Consider the following 19,058-nt stretch of genomic DNA (forward strand, 5'->3'; position numbering starts at 1 on the left):
CCGGCGTTGTTCTGGAGGTTCAGCACCACCTGGAAGAGCGGGTGACGGGCCAGGGAGCGGCCCGGAGCCAGCTCCTCCACGAGCTTCTCGAACGGCACGTCACCGTGCGCGAAGGCCGACAGACTCGCCTCGCGGACCCGGGCAAGGGTCTCCCGGAAGGTCGGGTCTCCGGACACGTCGGTCCGTATCACCAGGGTGTTGACGAAGTAGCCGACGAGGTCGTCGAGTGCCTCGTCGGAACGGCCGGCGTGCGGCGAGCCGACCGGGATGTCGGTGCCCGCGCCCAGCCGGGAGAGCAACGAGGCCAGCGCGGCCTGGAGCACCATGAACACCGTCACGTTCTGGGCCCGCGCCAGCTCCGCGACCCGGGCGTGGACCGTGGCCGGGATCTCCAGCGGGATCCGGTGGCCGCGGTGCGAGGCGACGGCTGGCCGGGCGTGGTCGGCGGGCAGCACCAGCTCCTCGGGAGCTCCGGCGAGCGCCGTCCGCCAGTGACCGACCTGACGGGCGAGCAGACTGTCCGGCTCGGACACCTCGCCGAGCAGCCCCCGCTGCCACAGCGCGTAGTCCGCGTACTGCACGGGCAGCGGCTCCCACTCGGGCGCACGGCCCTCCCGGCGCGCCTCGTAGGCGTCCGACAGATCGTGTGCGAGCGGTCCTGCCGACCAGCCGTCGGTGGCGACGTGGTGGATCACGACGAGCAGCACGTGATCCCCGGGCCCGGTGCCGAACAGCCAGGCACGGACGGGCACTTCCCGCGCGAGATCGAAGGCGTACGAGGACGCCTCCGCCAGCGCCCGGTCCAGTCCGTCCGGCGCGACAGCGACCGCAGACAGCTCCCAGTCGAGGTCCTCCAGCGGCACGAGCCTCTGGTACGGCTCGCCCTGGCTCCCGTCCGCCACCTCGAACCGCGTCCGCAGCACCTCGTGCCGCCCCAGCACGTCGCGCAGCGCCACGCCCAGTGCCTGCCGGTCGACGCTGCCGGTGAGCCGCAGCGCCACCGGGATGTTGTAGGTCGCGCTCGGCCCCTCCAACTGGCCGAGGAACCAGAGCCTTCGCTGCGCGTAGGACAACGGCGGCTGCTCGGGGCGCTCCCCTGCGGTCAGCGGGGGCCTCGAAGCCGCGGCACCGGGCAGCCGCCGGGCGAGTCCTGCTGGTGTCGGTGCCTCGAACAGGGCGCGCAGCGGTACCTCGACGCCCAGGAGGGCGCGGGCCCTGCTGATGAGCTGGGTCGCCATCAGCGAGTGTCCGCCCAGCGTCCGGAAGAAGTCGTCGTGCACACCGACCTCGTCCCGGCCCACCACCTGCGCGAACAGCCCGCACAGCAGCTCCTCCCAGATGTTCTGGGGAGCACGGGACGCGGCGGAGGCGGGCTGCTCCTCGTCGTCCGGCGGCGTCGCGTGACGGTCCTGGCCGGCTGCCGGGACCAGGGCCCCGTCGGCGGTCCAGTGGGCGCGCTCACCGGTGCGGTACATCCGTCCACCTGGCGTGTACGGGCAGGCGACGAAGCGCCCGGCCGTTTCGGCCGGCTGGTCCGGGAACCCGTGTGCGCCGTCCGCCCCTGCGACGTACAGCTCACCGTCGACGCCCACCGGAACGGACCGCAGGTACCGGTCGAGCACATAGGCACGGGTGGCCGTGGCAGGTCCCCGGTCGCCCTGCGCGCCACCGAGTTCCGGGAACTGCGGCACCAGGCCCTGCGGCACATGGCCGCTCCACTGCTCCGTGAGACGGCGGTGCTCGTCCTCGTCCAGTACGTCGACAGCGCTCAGCGGCAGTTCGGGGCCGCCGTCAAGCGCCGTCTCCAGGGCGGCGAGGAGACCGTTCACCGCGGTGCGCGTGAGCACGGCGACCGCGTGCGGGTCGATGGGGGCGACCGCGTCCACGACCAGGCCCAGCGAGGCTCCGTCGTCCGCGACGGAGAGGCTGAGCGGGTAGTTGGTGCGCTCCCGGAAGTAGACGAGCCGGGTGCCCGCCATGGCGGTGTCCCAGCGCTCGTCCATGTCCTGGCCGGCGTTGCGGCGGTGGTTGAGGAGCGAGGTGAACAGCGGGGTCTCCGCGGGCACTCCGCTGGCGCGCTGCGCGACGACCAGCGGCGCGTGCTCGTGCTCCAGCAGTTCGGCGAGCTGCCCGCGCAGGGCCGCGACGGCCGCCAGCACACCGAGTTCATGGGTCCTGACCCGCACCGGCAGCGTGTTGATGAACGGCCCCGGCACCCGGTCGGCCCCGGGCCCCGCCGTGATCCGGCCGAACAGCACCGTCCCGAACACGACATCGTCGGACCCGCTGACGGCCGCCAGCACCCGCGCCCATGCCACGTGCATGAGGGTCGCGGCGCTCACACCCGTGCGCCGCGCGGCCGCCCGCAGCCGCCCGTCGAGCGCGCCGGGGAGAGTCAGCTCCGCCCGCTCGACGTCGGCGCCGTCGCCCCGCACGTCGACCAGCCCGTAGGGGGCCGTCGGCCGTTCGACGTCGCCGAGGAGCTCGGCGAAGTAGCGCTCGTGACCGGCGCGTGCGACGCGGCCGCGGGCCTGGGCAACGAAGTTGCGGAACGGCACCGGTTCGGGCAGCTCGTCGCCGCGCCCGGCGAGGAGCGTCTCCACTTCGCCCAGCAGCACGTCCAGCGCCGTGCCGTCGCGCACCATGTGGTGCACCCGCAGCAGCGCGAGCCAGCGCTCGCTGCGCGGAGCGGCCGCGATGTGGATGCCGATGAGCGGCGGCCTGCCCAGATCCATCGACAGCCCGCCTGCCGCGACGAGCTCGGCGACCGGATCGGCGCAGCCCGGGGCGATGACCACTTCCTCGACGGGCAGACCGACGTGGCGCCACACCGCCTGCACCGGCTCCCGCAGTCCCTCCCAGACGACGGAGGAGCGGTAGATGTCGTGCCGTTCCACGACGCTGCGCAGCGCGTTCAGGAAGGCGTCCAGCCGGCCGCGCGTGTCGAACTCCAGGACGGACGGCATCACGTACGCGTCGGCGCCGCCGTCCGCGAGCACATGGTGGAACAGCAGTCCTTCCTGGAGCGGGGCCAGCGGATAGATGTCGGCGATGTTCGCCGCGCCGCCCTCCACGCCGGCGACGACGCGCGCCAGCTCCTCGTCCGTCAGCTCGACCAGCGGCAGCATGCCGGGCGTGAGCGCGGTGGCGCCCTCCGGTATCCGGTTCTCCGGCACGGCCACCTCCTCCGCGCCCACGGACTGCGCCAGGCTGGCCGCCGTCGGTGTGTCGAAGAGCGCGCGCACGGACACCGAGACGCCCTGGGAGCGGAGCACCTCCACCAGCCGCACGGCCAGGAGCGAGTGGCCGCCCAGTTCGAAGAAGTCGTCCTCGACGCCGACGCTCTCCAGGTCGAGGACCTCGGCGAACGCCGCGCACAGCACGCGCTCGCGCTCGGTCTCCGGTGCCCGGCCCGCGCCTGCGGCCCCCGCGAAGTCGGGTGCGGGCAGCGCCTTGCGGTCGAGCTTGCCGCTCGCGGTGATCGGCAGCGCTTCGAGGACGACCACGGCGGACGGCACCATGTGCTCCGGCAGCCGGCGTGCGGCGAACTCCCGTACGGCGGCGGGCAGTCCCTCGTCCTCGCCGGGCTCGTCGGGGACCACGTACGCCACGAGCGTCCCCTCGCGGGCGACGACGGCGGCCTGCGTGACGAGCGGGTGCTCGACGAGGACGGACCGCACCTCACCGGGCTCGACGCGGTAGCCGCGGATCTTCAGCTGGTCGTCGGCACGGCCGCCGAAGACGAGCTCGCCGTCCGCCGTCCAGCGGGCCCGGTCCCCGGTGCGGTACATCCGGGCCCCGGCCTCTCCGTACGGGCAGGCCACGAAGCGTTCGGCGGTCGCGCCGGGGCGCCCGGCGTAGCCGCGCGCGAGCTGTGCGCCCGAGACGTAGAGATCACCGGTCACGCCGCGCGGCACGGGCGCGAGCGCCTCGTCGAGCACGTAGCAGTGGGTGTTGGCCACCGGGGAGCCGATCGGCACCGCCCCGGCCGCCCCGGTCAGGCGTGTGGTGACCACGCCGATCGTGGTCTCCGTCGGACCGTAGTGGTTGAAGACCTCCTGTCCGTCCTGTGCCGCCGCCAGCAGGTCCGCGACGAGGCGTGGTGAGGCGGCCTCGCCGCCGAGCACCAGCGACCGGGCGGGAAGCACGGCGCGAGCGCCCCGCGCCCCGGCCAGGGCCTCCAGGTGGGAGGGCACGGCCTTGAGGTGGTCGATGCGCTGCTCGCGGAGGTACGAGGCGACCGCCTCCGGGTCGGTGACGGACTCCTCGGGCAGGACGTGCAGTTCGCCGCCCCGGGTGAGCGCGGCGAACACGATCGTGTTGCCGAGGTCGGTGACCTGCGCCTGCAGCAGCGCGTAGCGGCCCCCGTCCGCCGCGAAGCCGAGCCGGTCGGGGACCGTGACGACGTAGTTGGCCAGACCTCGGTGAGTGACCGCGACGCCCTTGGGGCGGCCGGTGGAGCCGGAGGTGTGGATGACGTACGCGAGTCCGTCCGGCCGGGTCACGGCCGGCGGGGGTCCGGCCGGGGCGGCGGAGAGCTGCATCCCGGTCAGCGGGTCGTCGAGCGCGATCAGCCGCACCCGCCCCGCCGGCAGCTCCTCCAGGGTCTCCTCGTCGGTGAGCAGCAGCACCGCTCCGCTGTCGGCCAGGACGTACGCGACGCGCTCCGGCGGATGCCCCGGGTCGACGGGCACATAGGCGGCACCCGCCTTCCAGACACCGAGCAGCGCGGTGATCATCTCGGGACCGCGCGGCAGGCAGAGTCCCACCACGGACTCCGGACCCACGCCCTGCCCGCGGAGGAAGTGCGCCAACCGGTTGGCGCGCGCGTCCAGTTCGCCGTAGGTGACGGCCTCGTCCCCCGAGACCACCGCAAGGGAACCGGGCGCCCGTGCCGCGCGCTCCTCGAAGAGGGCTGTCACGGTGGTGGGGGGTACCTCGGCCGCCGTGCCGTTCCATTCCTCCAGCACCCGCGCACGCTCGTCCGCGTCGAGCACCCCGACCTCGCCGAGCCGGGCCTCGGGGCCGCCGTCCAGCGCCGTCTCCAGGGCGTCGACCAGATTGCGTGTGGCCGTACGGATCAGTTCGGCGACCTCGCGCGCCTCGATCGGGGCGACGGCGTCCACGGACACCGAGGTGCCGTCGCCGTAGTCGTCGATCAGGACCACGAGGGGGTAGTTGGTGCGCTCGCGGGAGATCAGCAGGCGGGCGCCGGGCACGGACCACTCGGTGCCCTGGCCGGTGTTGTGGCGGAAGTTGAGGAAGGACGTGAACACCGGGGCGTCCCCGGCGCGTCCGCCGGCCTGCTGGGCCACCGACAGCGGGGCGTGTTCGTGCTCCAGGAGCGCGGCGAGCTGGCTGCGCATGGCGGTCACCGCGTCCAGCACTCCGAGACCGCTCGTACGGGCGCGCACCGGAAGGGTGTTCATGAACGGGCCGGGGACGCGGTCGGCGCCCGCTCCCGCGTTCATCCGCCCGAACAGCACCGTGCCGAACACCACGTCGGAGCGTCCGCTGATCACCGACAGGACACGGGACCAGGCCACGTGCATGAGGGTCGCCGTGCTCGTCCTCAGCCGGAGCGCGGCCGTGCGCAGCCGTGCGTCCAGCTCCGGTGCGAGCGGAAGCACCTCGTGGACCGAGTCCGAGCCGTCGTGGCGGACGTCGGCCTGTCCGTACGGCGCGGTCGGCTCGTCGACGTCACCGAGCAGTCCCGCGAAGTACCGCTCGTGCGCGGCCCGTTCGACGCCTCCGAGTGCCTGGGCGACGAAGTTGCGGAACGGCAGCGGCTCGGGGAGCTCCGCGCCGCGGCCGCCGAGGAACGCCTCCACCTCCTCCAGCAGCACTTCCAGCGCCGTGTGGTCGCGCACGATGTGGTGCATCCGGGCCAGCGCCAGCCAGCGGCCGCCCGGGGCGGCGGCGACGTGCAGGTCGAGCAGCGGTGCCCGGTCGAGCCCCATGGTCCCGCCGACCAGGCCCATCAGCGCGGCGCCCGGATCCTCGGCCCCGGGGTCGAGGACGACCTCCGTCACGGGCAGCCCGGCGCTGCGCCACACCACCTGAACCGGCTCGGGAAGCCCCTGCCAGGCGAGCGAGGTGCGGTAGATGACGTGCCGGTCCACCACTCGCTGCACCGCACCGGCGAACGCGTCCAGCAGCTCACGTGAGTCGAACTCCAGCAGGGCACGCATGACATACCCGTCCTCGCCGCCGTCCGCGAGGAGATGGTGGAAGAGCAGGCCTTCCTGGAGCGGCGCGAGGGGGTAGACGTCGGCGATGTTCGCCGCGCCGCCCTCGACGCCCGCGACGACGCGCGCCAGCTCCTCGTCCGCCAGCTGCACCAGCGGCAGCATGGCGGGGGTGAGCGCGGTGGCACCCTCCGGAATCCGGTTCTCCGGTACGACGACCTGCGCGGCTCCGGCCGCGGCGGCGAGCCCCGCGGGTGTGGGCGCCTCGAACAGTGCGCGCACGGACACCGAGACGCCCTGCGCCCGCAGCAGCTCCACCAGCCGGATGGCCAGCAGGGACTGGCCGCCCAGCGCGAAGAAGTTGTCCTCTGCCCCGACCGTCGCCAGCCCGAGGACCTCGGCGAAGACGGCGCACAGCAGCTCCTCGCGGGCGCCCGACGGCCCGCGCCCGCTGCCCGCGAGCGCGGCGAAGTCGGGTGCCGGCAGGGCTGCGCGGTCCAGCTTGCCGTTGACGGTCACCGGCAGCGCGTCGAGCACCACGATCGCCGAAGGCACCATGTAGCGGGGCAGCCGCGCGGCGGTGAACTCCCGTACCTGTCCGGCCAGGTCATCGCCCGTACCCACCACGTACGCGGCCAGCAGCACCTCACCCGGTACGTCCGCACAGGCCACGACGGCGGCCTGGGTCACGCCCGGGTGTGCGGCGACGACAGCATGGACCTCGGCCGGCTCGATCCGCACGCCGCGGATCTTGACCTGGTCGTCGACACGGCCCAGGTACTCGACCTCGCCCTGCCGGTTCCACCGGGACCGGTCCCCCGTCCGGTACATGCGCTCGCCCGGACCACCGAACGGGCAGGCCACGAACCGCTCGGCGGACAGGTCCGGACGCGCCAGGTACCCGCGCGCCAACTGCGCGCCCGCCAGGTACAGCTCCCCCGCCACGCCCGGGGCCACCGGGCGCAGAGCGGCGTCCAGAACATAGGTCCGGGTGTTCCACACCGGACGCCCGATCGGGACGCTCGGCGCGCCCGGCACCACCCGTGCCGCCGTCACGTCGACGGACGCCTCGGTCGGCCCGTAGAGGTTGTGCAGCCCGGCCGGCAGAAGGGCGTGGAAGCGGGCCGCGAGCGGGGCGGACAGCGCCTCCCCGCTGCACAGCACCCGGCGCAGTCCGGTGCACCGGGCGGCCGTCGGTTCGTCGAGGAAGGACCGCAGCATGGACGGCACGAAGTGGACGGTCGTGACGCCCTCCTCGGCGATCACACCGGCCAGGTACGCCGGGTCCCACTGGCCCTCCGGCCGCGCCACCACCAGCGCCGCACCGGCGAGCAGCGGCCAGAAGAACTCCCAGACCGACACGTCGAAGCCGGAGGCGGTCTTCTGCAGCACCCGGTCCTCGGCCGTGAGACCGAACTCGTCCTGCATCCACAGCAGCCGGTTCGCGATCCCCCGGTGAGGGACCATCACCCCCTTGGGGCGGCCCGTGGACCCGGACGTGTAGATCACGTAGGCAGGGCTCCGCGGGTCGTAGGAACCGGGCAGGTCACCCTCCGGACCCTCCGGGAGCCCGCCCTCCACGACACACGACGCACCGGCGTCCGCGACCATGATCTCGCGCCGCTCCGCCGGGAGATCCGGATCCAGCGGCAGATACGCGGCTCCCGCACGCTGCACGGCGAGCAGTGCGATCACCAGCTCCGTGGAGCGCGGCAGCGACACCGCCACGACGCTCTCCGGCCCGGCTCCCCGCCCCGCCAGCACCCGTGCCACCCGCTCCACCCGCGCGTCCAGCTGCGCGTAGGTGAGCCGCTCGCCCTCGAAGACGACCGCGAGGGCCTCTGGTGTCCGCGCCACCTGCACGCGGAAGAGCTCAGGGAGCGTGGCCGTTCCCACGTCCCGCGCGGTGTCGTTCCACCCGCCCACCACCGCGTGCCGCTCGGCCTCCCCCAGCACGTCCACCGCGCTCAGGCGGGTCTGCGGGGCGGCGGCCACCTGATCGAGTACACGCTGGAATCGCTCCGCCAGCCGCTCGGCGGACCCCGCGTCGAAGAGATCGGCGGCGACCGTCAGCGAACCCGTCAGTCCCACGGGCGAGCCGTCGGCGTCGTACTGCTCCGTCATCACGAGCTCGGCGTCGAACTTCGAGGCCGTCGGACCCCCCGGCAGCACCTCGGTGGTGATGCCGGGGAGGTCGAGCGTGGCCTCGGCGTTGTTCTGCAGCGTCAGCATCACCTGGAAGAGCGGGTGCCGGGACGGCGAGCGGCCGGGCGCCAGCTCCTCGACCAGCCTCTCGAACGGCACGTCCTGGTGTGCGAACGCCGCGAGAGCCGTCTCTCTCACCCGGCCCAGCACGTCACGGAAGGCCGGATCGCCCGACAGGTCGGTGCGCAGCACGAGACTGTTGACGAAGCAGCCGACCAGGCCGTCGGCGGCTTCGTCGGGCCGTCCGGCGACCGCGGCACCGATCGGAATGTCCGTGCCCGCGCCGAGCCGCGACAGAAGTGAAGCCAGTGCCGCCTGGAGCGCCATGAACACGGTGACGCCCTCGGCGCGCGCGAGCTCCGTGATCCGTGCGTGCGTCCCGGCCGGGACGTTCAGGGGGACCAGGTGCCCCTGGTGGGAGGCGACGGCGGCCCGCGGCCGGTCCACGGGCAGCTCCAGCTCGTCCGGAAGGTCTGCCAGGGCCTCGCGCCAGTACGCCAGATGGCGGGCCTGCGTGCTCCCGGGACCGGCGTTCCCCTCCACCAGCTCCCGCTGCCACAGGGCGTAGTCCGCGTACTGCACGGGCAGCGGCGCCCATTCCGGCACCCGGCCCTCCGCGCGGGCGGCGTACGCCGTCGCCAGGTCGTCTGCGAGGGGGCCCATCGACCAGCCGTCCCCGGCGATGTGGTGCACGGTCAGCGCGAGGACATGCTCCTGCGCTCCGGTCGTGAACAGCGCCGCCCGCAAAGGGAGTTCGGCCGCCAGATCGAAGGGGCGCCCGCTCTCCCCGGCCAGGGTGCGGGCCAGCTCGCCGGACCCGGCCTCGGCGCAGCGCAGCTCCCAGCCCAGTGTCTCCGGCTCCTCCGGGCCCAGAACGCGCTGGTACGGCTCACCATCGGCGACGGGGAAGACCGTGCGCAGCGCCTCGTGGCGCAGCAGCAGGTCGCGGAACGCGGCTGCCAGCGCGGCCCGGTCCACGGAGCCCGACAGACGCACGGCCACCGGGATGCTGTAGGCCGTGTGTGCGCCGTCCGCCATGCGGTCGGCGACCCAGATCCGGCGCTGTGCGTAGGACAGCGGGAGCCTCCCGGGGCGCTCCCGCGCCGTCAGGGGCTGACGGGCCTCGCCCGCACCGCGGAGCAGTACGGCGAGCCCGGCCGGAGTCGGCGCGTCGAACAGCGTGCGCAGCGGCAGCTCGGCTCCCAGTACCGTCCGGATACGGCTGAGGAGGCGTGCGGCCAGCAGCGAGTGGCCCCCGAGACGGAAGAAGTCGTCGTGGACGCCGGCGGAGGGCAGGCCCAGGATCTCTGCGAACGCGGCACACAGGATCTCCTCCTGCGGGCTCGTGGCCGCCCTGCCGCCTGTGGCACCGCTCGTCCCGTAGTCGGGTGCGGGCAGCGCCGCGCGGTCCACCTTGCCGTTCGGGGACAACGGAAGCGCGTCCAGGACCACGACGGCCGAGGGGAGCATGTAGGAGGGCAGCCGCTCGGCCGCCGCCGCGATGAGCACGTCGGGGTCCGGGTGCGCACGGTCCTCGCGCCCGTCTCCGGCCGAGGGCACCACGTAGCCGACGAGACGCCGGTCGCCGTCCGCCTCCGTACGGGCCACGGCGACGGCGCGCGACACCGAAGGATGGCCGGCCAGGGCGGCTTCGATCTCGCCGAGTTCGATACGGAAGCCGCGCACCTTGACCTGGTCGTCGACGCGGCCGACGAACTCCAGCTCACCGTCGTGGCTCCACCGCACCAGGTCGCCGGTGCGGTACATGCGTGTGCCGGGCGTCCCGAACGGGCAGGCCACGAACCGTTCGGCGGACAGTCCCGCACGTCCCAGATAGCCGCGGGCCAGCCCGTCGCCCGCGAGGTACAGCTCGCCCTCGGTCCCGGGCGGGACGGGGGCGAGACCGGAACCGAGGACGTATGCGCGGGTGTTGGCGATCGGGCGGCCGATGGACGGTGCCTCGCCTGCGGCCCCGTCGATCCGCAGAGCGGTGGACCAGACGGTGGTCTCGGTCGGGCCGTAGACGTTGGTCACGGATGCGGCGCGTTCGCGCAGGCGGGTGGCCAGCCCGGCGGGCAACGCCTCCCCGCCGACGAGCGCCCGCACCCCCGACAGCACGTGCCCGGCTGCTGCGTCCGCCTCCTCGTCCGCGATCAGCGCGTGCCACAGGCTCGGCGTGGCCTGCATGGCCGTCGCGCCGCTGGAGGCCAGCAGCTCGCGCAGGGCGAGCGGGTCGCGCACCTGGTCGCCGGTGGCGAGGATCGTCCGGGCTCCGGAGAGCAGCGGCAGGTACAGCTCCAGGGCCGCTATGTCGAAGCCGATGGTGGTGACGGCGACCAGGCGGTCTTCCGCACCCAGCGGGCAGTGCTCCCGCATCGCGCTCAGGAAGTTGACGAGGGAGCGGTGCTCGACGACCACGCCCTTGGGCCTGCCGGTCGAACCGGAGGTGTAGATCACGTAGGCCGGATGGCGGGGCGACAGCGCCTCGCCCTGGTCCCCGGGCCGGACACGCCCGGCCGGGAGTGCTGCCAGCTCGGCCGACACGGCGGGGTCCTCGAGGTCGATCACGGGCGCGCTCGCGACCTCGGGCAGCTGCGCTCCCGCGGTCAGCACGTACCGTGCTCCCGAGTCGGCCAGGGTGAACGCCAGCCGTTCTGAGGGGTGTTCTGGATCGAGTGGCAGATAGGCGGCTCCGGCCTTCATGACTCCCAGCAGTGCGGCCGGCAGACCGGTGCCGCGCTCCATGCACACGGCGACGACCGCCTCGGGGCCGACACCGCGTGCGGCCAGGAGCCGGGCGATGCGGTCGGCCCGCGCGTCGAGTTCCGCGTACGTCAGCACGTCGGTGCCCGCGGTCACCGCGATCGCGTCCGGGGTGCGTGCCACCTGTGCCTCGAAGAGTTCCGGCAGGGTGGCGGACGACACCGGCACCGCGGTGTCGTTCCACTCCGTTAGCACGCGGCGCAGTTCGTCCTCGTCGAGCAGTTCGGCCCGGCCGGCGAGTGCGGTGGGAGCGGCGGCGGAGAACCAGCTCACGAGGTGCAGGAAGTGCCGCGCGATGTCGGCGGTCTCCCTGGGACCGTGCAGGTCCGGGTTGGCCACGACGCAGAGCTGCATCTGGTCGCTGTCGTAGACGTCGATGCGCAGGTCGTTGACCGGGCCGCCGTTGAGCACGTGCAGGGTCGCCGGGTGTCCGCCGATCCGCAGCTCGCGGTCGAGGGACATGACGTTGATGTGCGTTCCGCACAGATCACTGTCGACCAGCTTGAGGTCGTGCAGCATGTCCTCGTAGCGGTACCGCTGGCGCGGCAGCGCGGCGCGGACGGCGCCGGAGGTCTGGCGCACGAGGTCCAGGACGGTGGTGTCCGGGCCGACGGTGAGGCGCAGCGGCAGCACGTTCGCGGTGTTGCCCGGGATGCCGTTCTCGCGGATGCCCGAACGGCCGCGCACGGGAAGGCCCAGGACGAGATCGCGCTTGCCCGTGGTGCGGTGCTCGTACAGTGCGCCGACCGCGATGAGCAGCCAGGCAGGCAGGGTCCGGTAGCGCCGGGCCGCCTCCCTGAGGGCAGCGGTGTGCCCGGCGGGGAAGTCCACGGTGTGCCGGACGGGGGGCCGTTGCGCACGGTTCGCGCGGCGCGGTTCCGCGTCGGTGAGGTCGGCAAGGGTGTCGTGCCAGTGCCGTCCGTCGCGCGCCCGGGCGTCGGACGTACGGTAGTCGCGCTCCGACTCCAGCAGTGCGCCGAGGGGTTCCAGCGCACCGTCCTGTGTCGGACGCCTCTCCGCGAGCGCGGCGTAGAGGTCGGCGAAGCGGCTGGTGAGGGTCCAGCCGCCGTGGCCGTCGACGGCCAGGTGGTGGGCCCGGTGATACCAGTAGACCAGATCGGGGCTCAGCGTGAGGAGAGCGGTCGACGCCAGCGGTCCGCCGCCCAGTTCGACCGGGGTGTTGTGGTCGGCCTCCATCCATTCCCGCGCGGCGGCGCGCGGGTCGGGTTCGGCCGAGAGATCGACCACGTGCACGGGACAGTCGCCCGCGTCGTGGACGTACTGCCGGGGAATGCCGTCGGTGACACGGATGCGCAGGCGCAGCGCTTCCGCCTCCTCCACCAGCAGCCGTGCGGCGCTCAGCAGAAGACCGGGATCGGCTCCCTCGATCTCCAGGTATTCGGCGATGTTGAAGCCCTGATTGTCGGGCGCGAGTTGCTGGCCGTACCAAACAGCGAGCTGGCCCGCCATGAGTTCTCGGAATCCGCCCTCAGCCATGGCCATTTTGCAGACTCCTCTTCGCTCAACAATCCGGGCGAATACCCTGACGGTCCCCTGGTGAATGATCCACCATGACTCAGCGACGGGGAGTTGTTCAACGCTCAGTCCGCGCGGACGCACACCGCGACAGCGGCCGAATCCTGGTACAACGAAGGTCGTTCGAGGAAGCTGTTCAACCGCGCCGTTGCTTCAGTTGAACACTCCCCGATGTCGCCCGTGCTATCTGTGAGGATCGCGCATGCCGAGTGAGCCGATGGAACCGATACCCGATATCAACCTGGTCGATCCCGGGCTGTATTCGCATGGCGATCCCTTCGCCCAATGGCGCTGGCTCCGTGCCCATCAGCCCGTCTTCCGGCACCCGGAGACCGAACTGCCCCCGTTCTGGGCGCTGACGAGGTACGACGACATCCGTACCGCCTACCGCGACGCGGAGACGTTCAGCTCGGCGCAGGGCATTCTGCTGCGTCCCACCAGCCATGGCACCGACCCTGGCGGGGGGCGCACCCTGGCGCTCACGGACGCGCCTCGGCACCGGCAGCTGCGGCAGCTGGTGGACGAGTGGTTCGCCGTGCGCTCGGTGCGGGCCCTGGAGAAGGAGATGCGCGGCATAGCCGAGAGCGTCGTCGCCTCGGCGCTGGCCCAGGAGAGCTGTGACTTCGTCACGGAGATCGCGGCGCGGATCCCCCTGTACGTGATCTGCAGGATGATGGGCGTACCCGAGTCGGACTGGCAGCACATGTACGACCTGACCAGCCGGGCCTTCGCCGCCGGCGATCCGCTGACCCGCAGGTTCGCGCACCTGGACATCCTCGGCTACTTCGAGGAACTCCTGGAGGAGAAGGCCCGGGTGCCGGGTGACGACCTGGTGAGTGTGCTGGTGACGGGCACCGTCGACGGAGAGCGGCTGGACGCGGAGGAGGTGATCCTCAACTGCGACAACCTGCTCGTCGGCGGTACGGAGAACACCCGGATCGCCGCGGCGGCCGGCATGCTGGCGCTGCTGGAGCACCCGGACCAGTGGCGCATGCTCCAGGAGGACCAGGCCCTCCTTGCGCCCGCCGTCGAGGAGGTGCTGCGCTGGACGTCGACGGCCACGCACATCATGCGCACGGCGACGCGACCGGTCGAGATCCGGGGAACGAGCATCGCGGCCGGCGACCGTGTGGTGTTCTGGCTGCCGTCGGCGAACCGGGACGAGTCCGTGTTCGAGGAGCCCGACCGATTCGATGTGACCCGGCAGCCGAACCGGCATCTGTCGCTGGGCTTCGGTGAACACTTCTGCCTGGGCAGCATGCTCGCGCGGGTGGAACTGCGGCTGCTGTACGGAGAACTGCTCGCGAAGTCGGACGGCATCGAACTCGCCGGTGAGCCGAAGCTGCTGGATTCCATCGTCGTCAACGGCCCCGAGAGCCTTCCGGTCCTGCTGAAGCCGCGATCCGCCCGACCCGTTTGACCGGACCTGCTTCCGCCCGCGCGAATTGTTGTCGGCCGGATACGGGGCTGTGTACGGTCCCCTCTCGGGAACTCACTCGGGAACATGGCTCTGCGGCCCGCGCCGACGCGGGGGATTCAAGGAGTGTGCGAAATGTCCACACCAGATCTCAGGCCTTTTCCGCACGACGGGACCGGCGCGGGATCGAGCGCGGTGATCTCCGGAATCGGAACGTGCCTCCCCGTACGGGAAATCAGCAATGCCGCGTTGCCGGCCGAATTGGACACCAGTGATGAATGGATTCGGTCACGCACGGGAATCGCCGCGCGGCGGATCGCGGCACCCGGGGTCTCCATGCGCGACCTCGCCGTCGCCGCCGGCGACGGCGCGCTGCGGTCCGCGGGACGGCGGAGCGTCGACGCGCTCGTCCTGGCCACCTCGACGCCCGACCGGCTCGTTCCCGCCGCCGCCCCCGAGGTCGCCGAGGGCCTCGGCCAGGACCGGATACCCGCGTTCGACGTCTCCGCGGTGTGCAGCGGTTTCGTCTACGCGCTCGCCACGGCCACCGGGCTCATCACCGCGGGCATCGCCGACAGCGTCCTCGTCGTGGCCTCCGAGGTGTACTCCCGCATCGTGAACCCCCTGGACCGCGACACGGCCGTGCTCTTCGGTGACGGTGCGGGAGCCGTGGTCCTCCGCCGGGGCGGCGCCGACGAGCAGGGCGCGCTGCTCTCCTTCGATCTCGGCAGCGACGGCGCGGGCTCCGAACTGATCCGCGTTCCGGGAGAGGCCGAACAGCCCGAGGGGCCGCGCTGGTTCGCGATGGCGGGCCGGAAGGTCTACCTGCGTGCCATCGATCACATGACCGCGTCCGCGCTCCACGTGCTGAAGGACTGCGCGTGGACCGCCGGGAGCGTCGGCGCCCTCGTCCCCCACCAGGCCAACGCCCGCATCACTCAGGCCGTGGCCCAGCGGCTCGGCCTTCCTCCCGGACGCGCGCTGTCCACGCTCGAACGGGTCGGCAACACCGCGGCCGCCTCGATCCCCCTGGCGCTGGCCGAGGCGCAGAGGGCGGGGCGGCTGCGGCCGGGGGACAGAACCGTGCTGACCGCGTTCGGCGCCGGACTCACCTGGGGCTCCGCCGGACTGGTCTGGCCCGAGGTGACGGCCGTTCACTCCGAGCTCTGAACCTCGCCTCCGCCCTCACCCCCGAGACCTCCGCGCTTCACCCACGACCTGTGGACCTCCGTTCCCGGGGGTTCGCGCGAACCGAGAGAAAGGACCGGCGTATGTACGTCGACTACCTGATCAGGCTGCTGGGCACGACCTACAAGGTCACCGAGACCATCGAGCCCACGCGGTCGTTCAAGGACCTGGACCTGGACTCGTTGCTGCTCGCCGAGCTGGGCGCGCAACTGGAGGACGACCTCGGCGTCACGATCGAGGAGGAGAACCTCACCTCCGACACGACCGTGGCCGATCTCGCGGACCTCCTGGAAGCCTCCGGCGCCGTCATCCCGGCAACATCGGCATGAACGCGCGCCCGGAGCCCGCCGAAGTCGTGATCACGGGGATCGGCATGGTGACCCCGGCGGGTCCCACGTCCGCGGCCTCCTGGAAGACGGTGTGCGAGGGATGGCCGACAGCGGTGTCCGACCCGCGTCTCGCGGGCCACACCGTGGACTTCAGCTGTGCGCTCACCGGATTCGACGCGGAAGGGGCGTTCGGCTCCGATGCCCGCAGGATGGCGCTGTTCACCCAGTTCGCGGTCGCGGCGGCGCGCGAGGCGGTCGCCGACGCCGGTCTCGTGGACCCGGGCGGAGCCGGGCAGGGCAGTGCTGGTGACGGTCCGGGCGGCGAGGGCAACTGGGACCGCTCCAGGACCGGCGTCCTGCTGGGCACGGCCGTCGGCGGTCTGGACGCCTGGCAGGCCCAGGGGGAACGGCTGCTCGAACGGGGGCCGAGGAGTGTCAACCCGCTGACCGTGCCCATGGCCATCGGCAACACGGCCCCGGCCGCCGTCGCCATGGACCTGGGGCTGCACGGACCCGCCCTCAGCCTCTCCACTGCCTGCGCGGCCTCGACCACCGCCCTGGGCTTCGCACTCGATCTGCTGCGCTCGGGCCGCTGTGACGTGGTGCTGGCGGGTGGCACGGAATCCGGCACCATCCCCCTGGTCTCGGTCGGCTTCGACCGGCTGAAGGCCCTCTCCCGGCGCAGTGACGACCCCGCGGGGGCCTCCCGGCCGTTCGACCGGGACAGGGACGGCTTCGTGCTCTCCGAGGGTGCGGCCGTACTCGTCCTGGAGCGGGCACGAGACGCCCGGGCCAGGGGACGACGCGGCTACGCGCGCCTGCTGGGCTACGGCGAGACCGCGGACGCCCACCACCGCACCGCGCCCGACCCCGGGGGGCACGCCGCACGGCTCGCGGTGACCCGTGCGCTGGCGGATGCCGGCGTCTCGGCCTCGGACATCGACCTGGTCAACGCCCATGCCACGAGCACCCCGACGGGTGACGCCATTGAGGCCCGTCTCGTGGACCAGGTCTTCGGCGGGCGTTCCGCCGTGACCTCCACCAAGGGCGTCACGGGCCACATGCTCGGCGCGGCCGGCGCGGTCGAGGCCGCGTTCACGGCGCTGTCCGTCCACCACGGCGTCATCCCGGCAACGGCGAACTTCGGGGCTCCGGACCCGGACATGCCGGACATCGACCTCGTTCACGGCGCGGCCCGGCACACCCCGGTCTCCTTCGCCGTCAGCAATTCGTTCGGCTTCGGCGGACACAACGCCGTGGTCGTCCTCGGCTCGCCCTGAAGGGCGGAGGGAGCCGCAGTGAGCAGTACGCGCACTCATCAAGGAGACACCGGTTCCAGGGCGGGCGAAGGCGGCCCACGGCTGGACCGCGATGACATCGACCGTGCCCGGCAGAGCCTGGCGGGGCGCATCTGGAAGACCCCGGTCATACGCTCCGAGCAACTGGACGAGATGTCCGGAGTACGTCTGTGGCTGAAGGCCGAGAACCTCCAGCGCGGCGGATCGTTCAAAGTCAGGGGCGCGCTGCTGGCCCTGGACCGGCTCGCCGCTTCGGGAAGTCGCGGGGTGATCGCCCAGAGCACGGGCAACCACGCCATCGCGGTCGCCCTGGCGGCCCGTGAGCACCGGCTGCCCGCGACGCTCGTGCTCCCTGTCGACGCGTCACAGGCCAAGGTCCGGCGTATCAAGGACACCGGTGCCGAGGTCGTGCTCGCGGGGACGCTGCTGGCCGAGCGGAACGCCGTACTCGAAGAACTGCGCGCGCTGCGGGGCTTCGACGCGGTGGATCCCTACGAGAATCCGCGGGTCGTCGCCGGCCAGGGCACCGCCACGGCCGAACTCGTCGACCAGGTGGCCGCGGAGGAACGCCGGCTCGACGCCGTCTTCGTCCCGATCGGCGGGGGCAGCGCCGTCGCCGGCGCCTGTCTCGCGGTCGAGGGGCGCGGTGTGGCGGTGATCGGGGCGGAGCCCGCGGCAGTGCCGTCCTTCACGGCGGCACGGAAGGCCGGGAGCCCTGTGACGGTGACGGCGGGACACACCATCGCCGACGGGCTGCGTCCCGACCGCATCGGCGTCCTCCCGTTCGGCCTCGCCCAGCAGGCCGTAACCGCTGTCGCCACGGTACGTGAGGCAGCCATCGCCCACGCGCTGCGCGCCGCCTTCCTGCACGCCCGTCTGGTCATCGAGCCGGCTGCCGCCACCGCGCTGGCGGCAGCGCTGAGTTGCGCCACCGAACACGGAACCGACGTCGGGGTGTTGCTCTCGGGCGGGAACGTCGACCCCGGTCTGCTCACCACTCTGCTGGCCGAATAGGTTCACCAGGCAGCCGTTCGCGCTGCAGAAACCGCTCAGCGCTCCCGCCAGCCCCTGGCTCGAATGACATCCCGCAGCGGTTCCACATGACCGGGCAGCACACTGACATGAGCCACACCCGCCGGATGGCCGGCAACGTGCTCGATGCGGATGTCCTCGATGTTGACCCCCGCGCGGCCCGCGTGCGTGAACAGCCGCGCGAGCTCGCCCGGCTGGTCTCCGACCACGACCTCGATCACCTCGAACCTCTCGGGCCGGGCACCGTGTTTGCCGGAGATCCGGGCGCGGCCGGCCCGGGCCTGCACGAGCATGGTCTCGACGAGGTCGGCCCCGGCCCGGCGCTTGGCCTCGTCCGTGGAGGCGATGGAGCGCAGGCCGGCTGCCATCTCCGCGACATCCGCGCCCAGTTCGTCGAGCAGGTCGGCGACCACCGCGGCATTGGCGCTCAGGACGTCCAGCCACATCCGGGGGTCCGCCTCGGCGGTCCGCGTGAGATCCCGGAGGGGCTGCCTGGCAAGGTCCGCCGCGCGCTCGTCGGCGGTCAGCAGCCGCCGGGCGACGAGACTTGCCAGCACATGAGGCGTGTGTGACGTCAGGCCGACCGCGCGATCGTGTGCGCCGGCGTCGAGAACCACCGGCACCGCACCGCAGGACGCCACCAGATCCAGGGCCGTGTTGAGCGTCTCGGTGGTGGTGGTCGCCGTGGGGGTGAGGGCCCAGGTGCACCACTCGAAGAGATCCGCGCGCCCCGGAAGCGGCCCGCTGCGGGCGGAGCCGACCATGGGGTGGCCGCCGACGTAGTGCGTGAGGTCGCAGTCGAAGGCGGCCGCGTGGTGCGCCGGCTCGGCCTTCACGCTCGCGACGTCGGTGTAGTGCCGGGCGACACCGTGGGCCTGCGCCTCGGCGAGCACGGCCCCGACCCGCGCCGGAGGCACCGCGATGATCGCCAGGTCCACGGCCGCGGAAGGCGCCTCGAGCAGCCCGGCACCCAGTGCGGCGGCCGTCCGGACCGCCGTCGCATCCACGTCGCGCAGATGCACGGTCACAGCCTGCGCCCTGAGAGCCAGCCCCACCGAGGTGCCTATCACGCCTGTGCCGATCACGAGCGCTGAACGCATGA

7 protein-coding genes (1 of these 7 only partly in view) are annotated in these 19,058 nt (G+C 72.7%); 5 read left to right on the plus strand and 2 right to left on the minus strand.

The window, feature by feature from the left end; all coding sequences use genetic code 11:
* Window positions 1-12,659 carry the 5' portion of a non-ribosomal peptide synthetase gene (locus OG408_RS05895; protein WP_326668666.1) on the minus strand. 5,428 nt of this gene lie to the left of the window's left edge, so the window shows 12,659 of its 18,087 coding nt (coding positions 1-12,659); the start codon lies at window positions 12,657-12,659; the stop codon falls past the left edge of the window.
* A 235-nt stretch (window positions 12,660-12,894) separates the two neighbouring features.
* Here OG408_RS05895 and OG408_RS05900 point away from each other — a divergent pair, with 235 nt between their 5' ends.
* The 5 genes from OG408_RS05900 to OG408_RS05920 all read left to right on the plus strand — a co-directional run bounded on the left by OG408_RS05900 (window position 12,895) and on the right by OG408_RS05920 (window position 17,938).
* Window positions 12,895-14,112 carry a cytochrome P450 gene (locus tag OG408_RS05900; RefSeq protein ID WP_326668668.1) on the plus strand — a complete coding sequence of 406 codons (1,218 nt, stop codon included), beginning with the start codon at window positions 12,895-12,897 and terminating at the stop codon, window positions 14,110-14,112.
* A 132-nt stretch (window positions 14,113-14,244) separates the two neighbouring features.
* Window positions 14,245-15,279, plus strand: a complete 1,035-nt coding sequence (locus tag OG408_RS05905; protein ID WP_326668670.1) for a beta-ketoacyl-ACP synthase III — start codon at window positions 14,245-14,247, stop codon at window positions 15,277-15,279.
* Between the two features lie 101 nt (window positions 15,280-15,380).
* Complete coding sequence (locus OG408_RS05910; RefSeq protein ID WP_326668672.1) at window positions 15,381-15,626, plus strand: phosphopantetheine-binding protein; 246 nt, start codon at window positions 15,381-15,383, stop codon at window positions 15,624-15,626.
* Window positions 15,623-16,906, plus strand: coding sequence for a beta-ketoacyl-[acyl-carrier-protein] synthase family protein (locus OG408_RS05915; RefSeq protein WP_326668674.1), 1,284 nt, complete (start codon window positions 15,623-15,625; stop codon window positions 16,904-16,906). Before OG408_RS05910 ends, OG408_RS05915 begins: the two co-directional genes overlap by 4 nt.
* An 18-nt stretch (window positions 16,907-16,924) precedes the next feature.
* Window positions 16,925-17,938 (plus strand): pyridoxal-phosphate dependent enzyme, encoded by a 1,014-nt coding sequence (locus OG408_RS05920; protein WP_326668676.1) that lies wholly within the window; start codon window positions 16,925-16,927, stop codon window positions 17,936-17,938.
* 35 nt (window positions 17,939-17,973) lie between these two features.
* Here OG408_RS05920 and OG408_RS05925 read toward each other — a convergent pair whose 3' ends face one another.
* The gene (locus OG408_RS05925; protein ID WP_326668678.1) at window positions 17,974-19,056 is read right to left on the minus strand and encodes a prephenate dehydrogenase; all 1,083 of its coding nucleotides are present in this window, start codon (window positions 19,054-19,056) and stop codon (window positions 17,974-17,976) included.
* Window positions 19,057-19,058: the final 2 nt, after the last annotated feature.

The sequence above is a fragment of the Streptomyces sp. NBC_01257 genome, assembly GCF_035917255.1.
Lineage (GTDB): Bacteria > Actinomycetota > Actinomycetes > Streptomycetales > Streptomycetaceae > Streptomyces.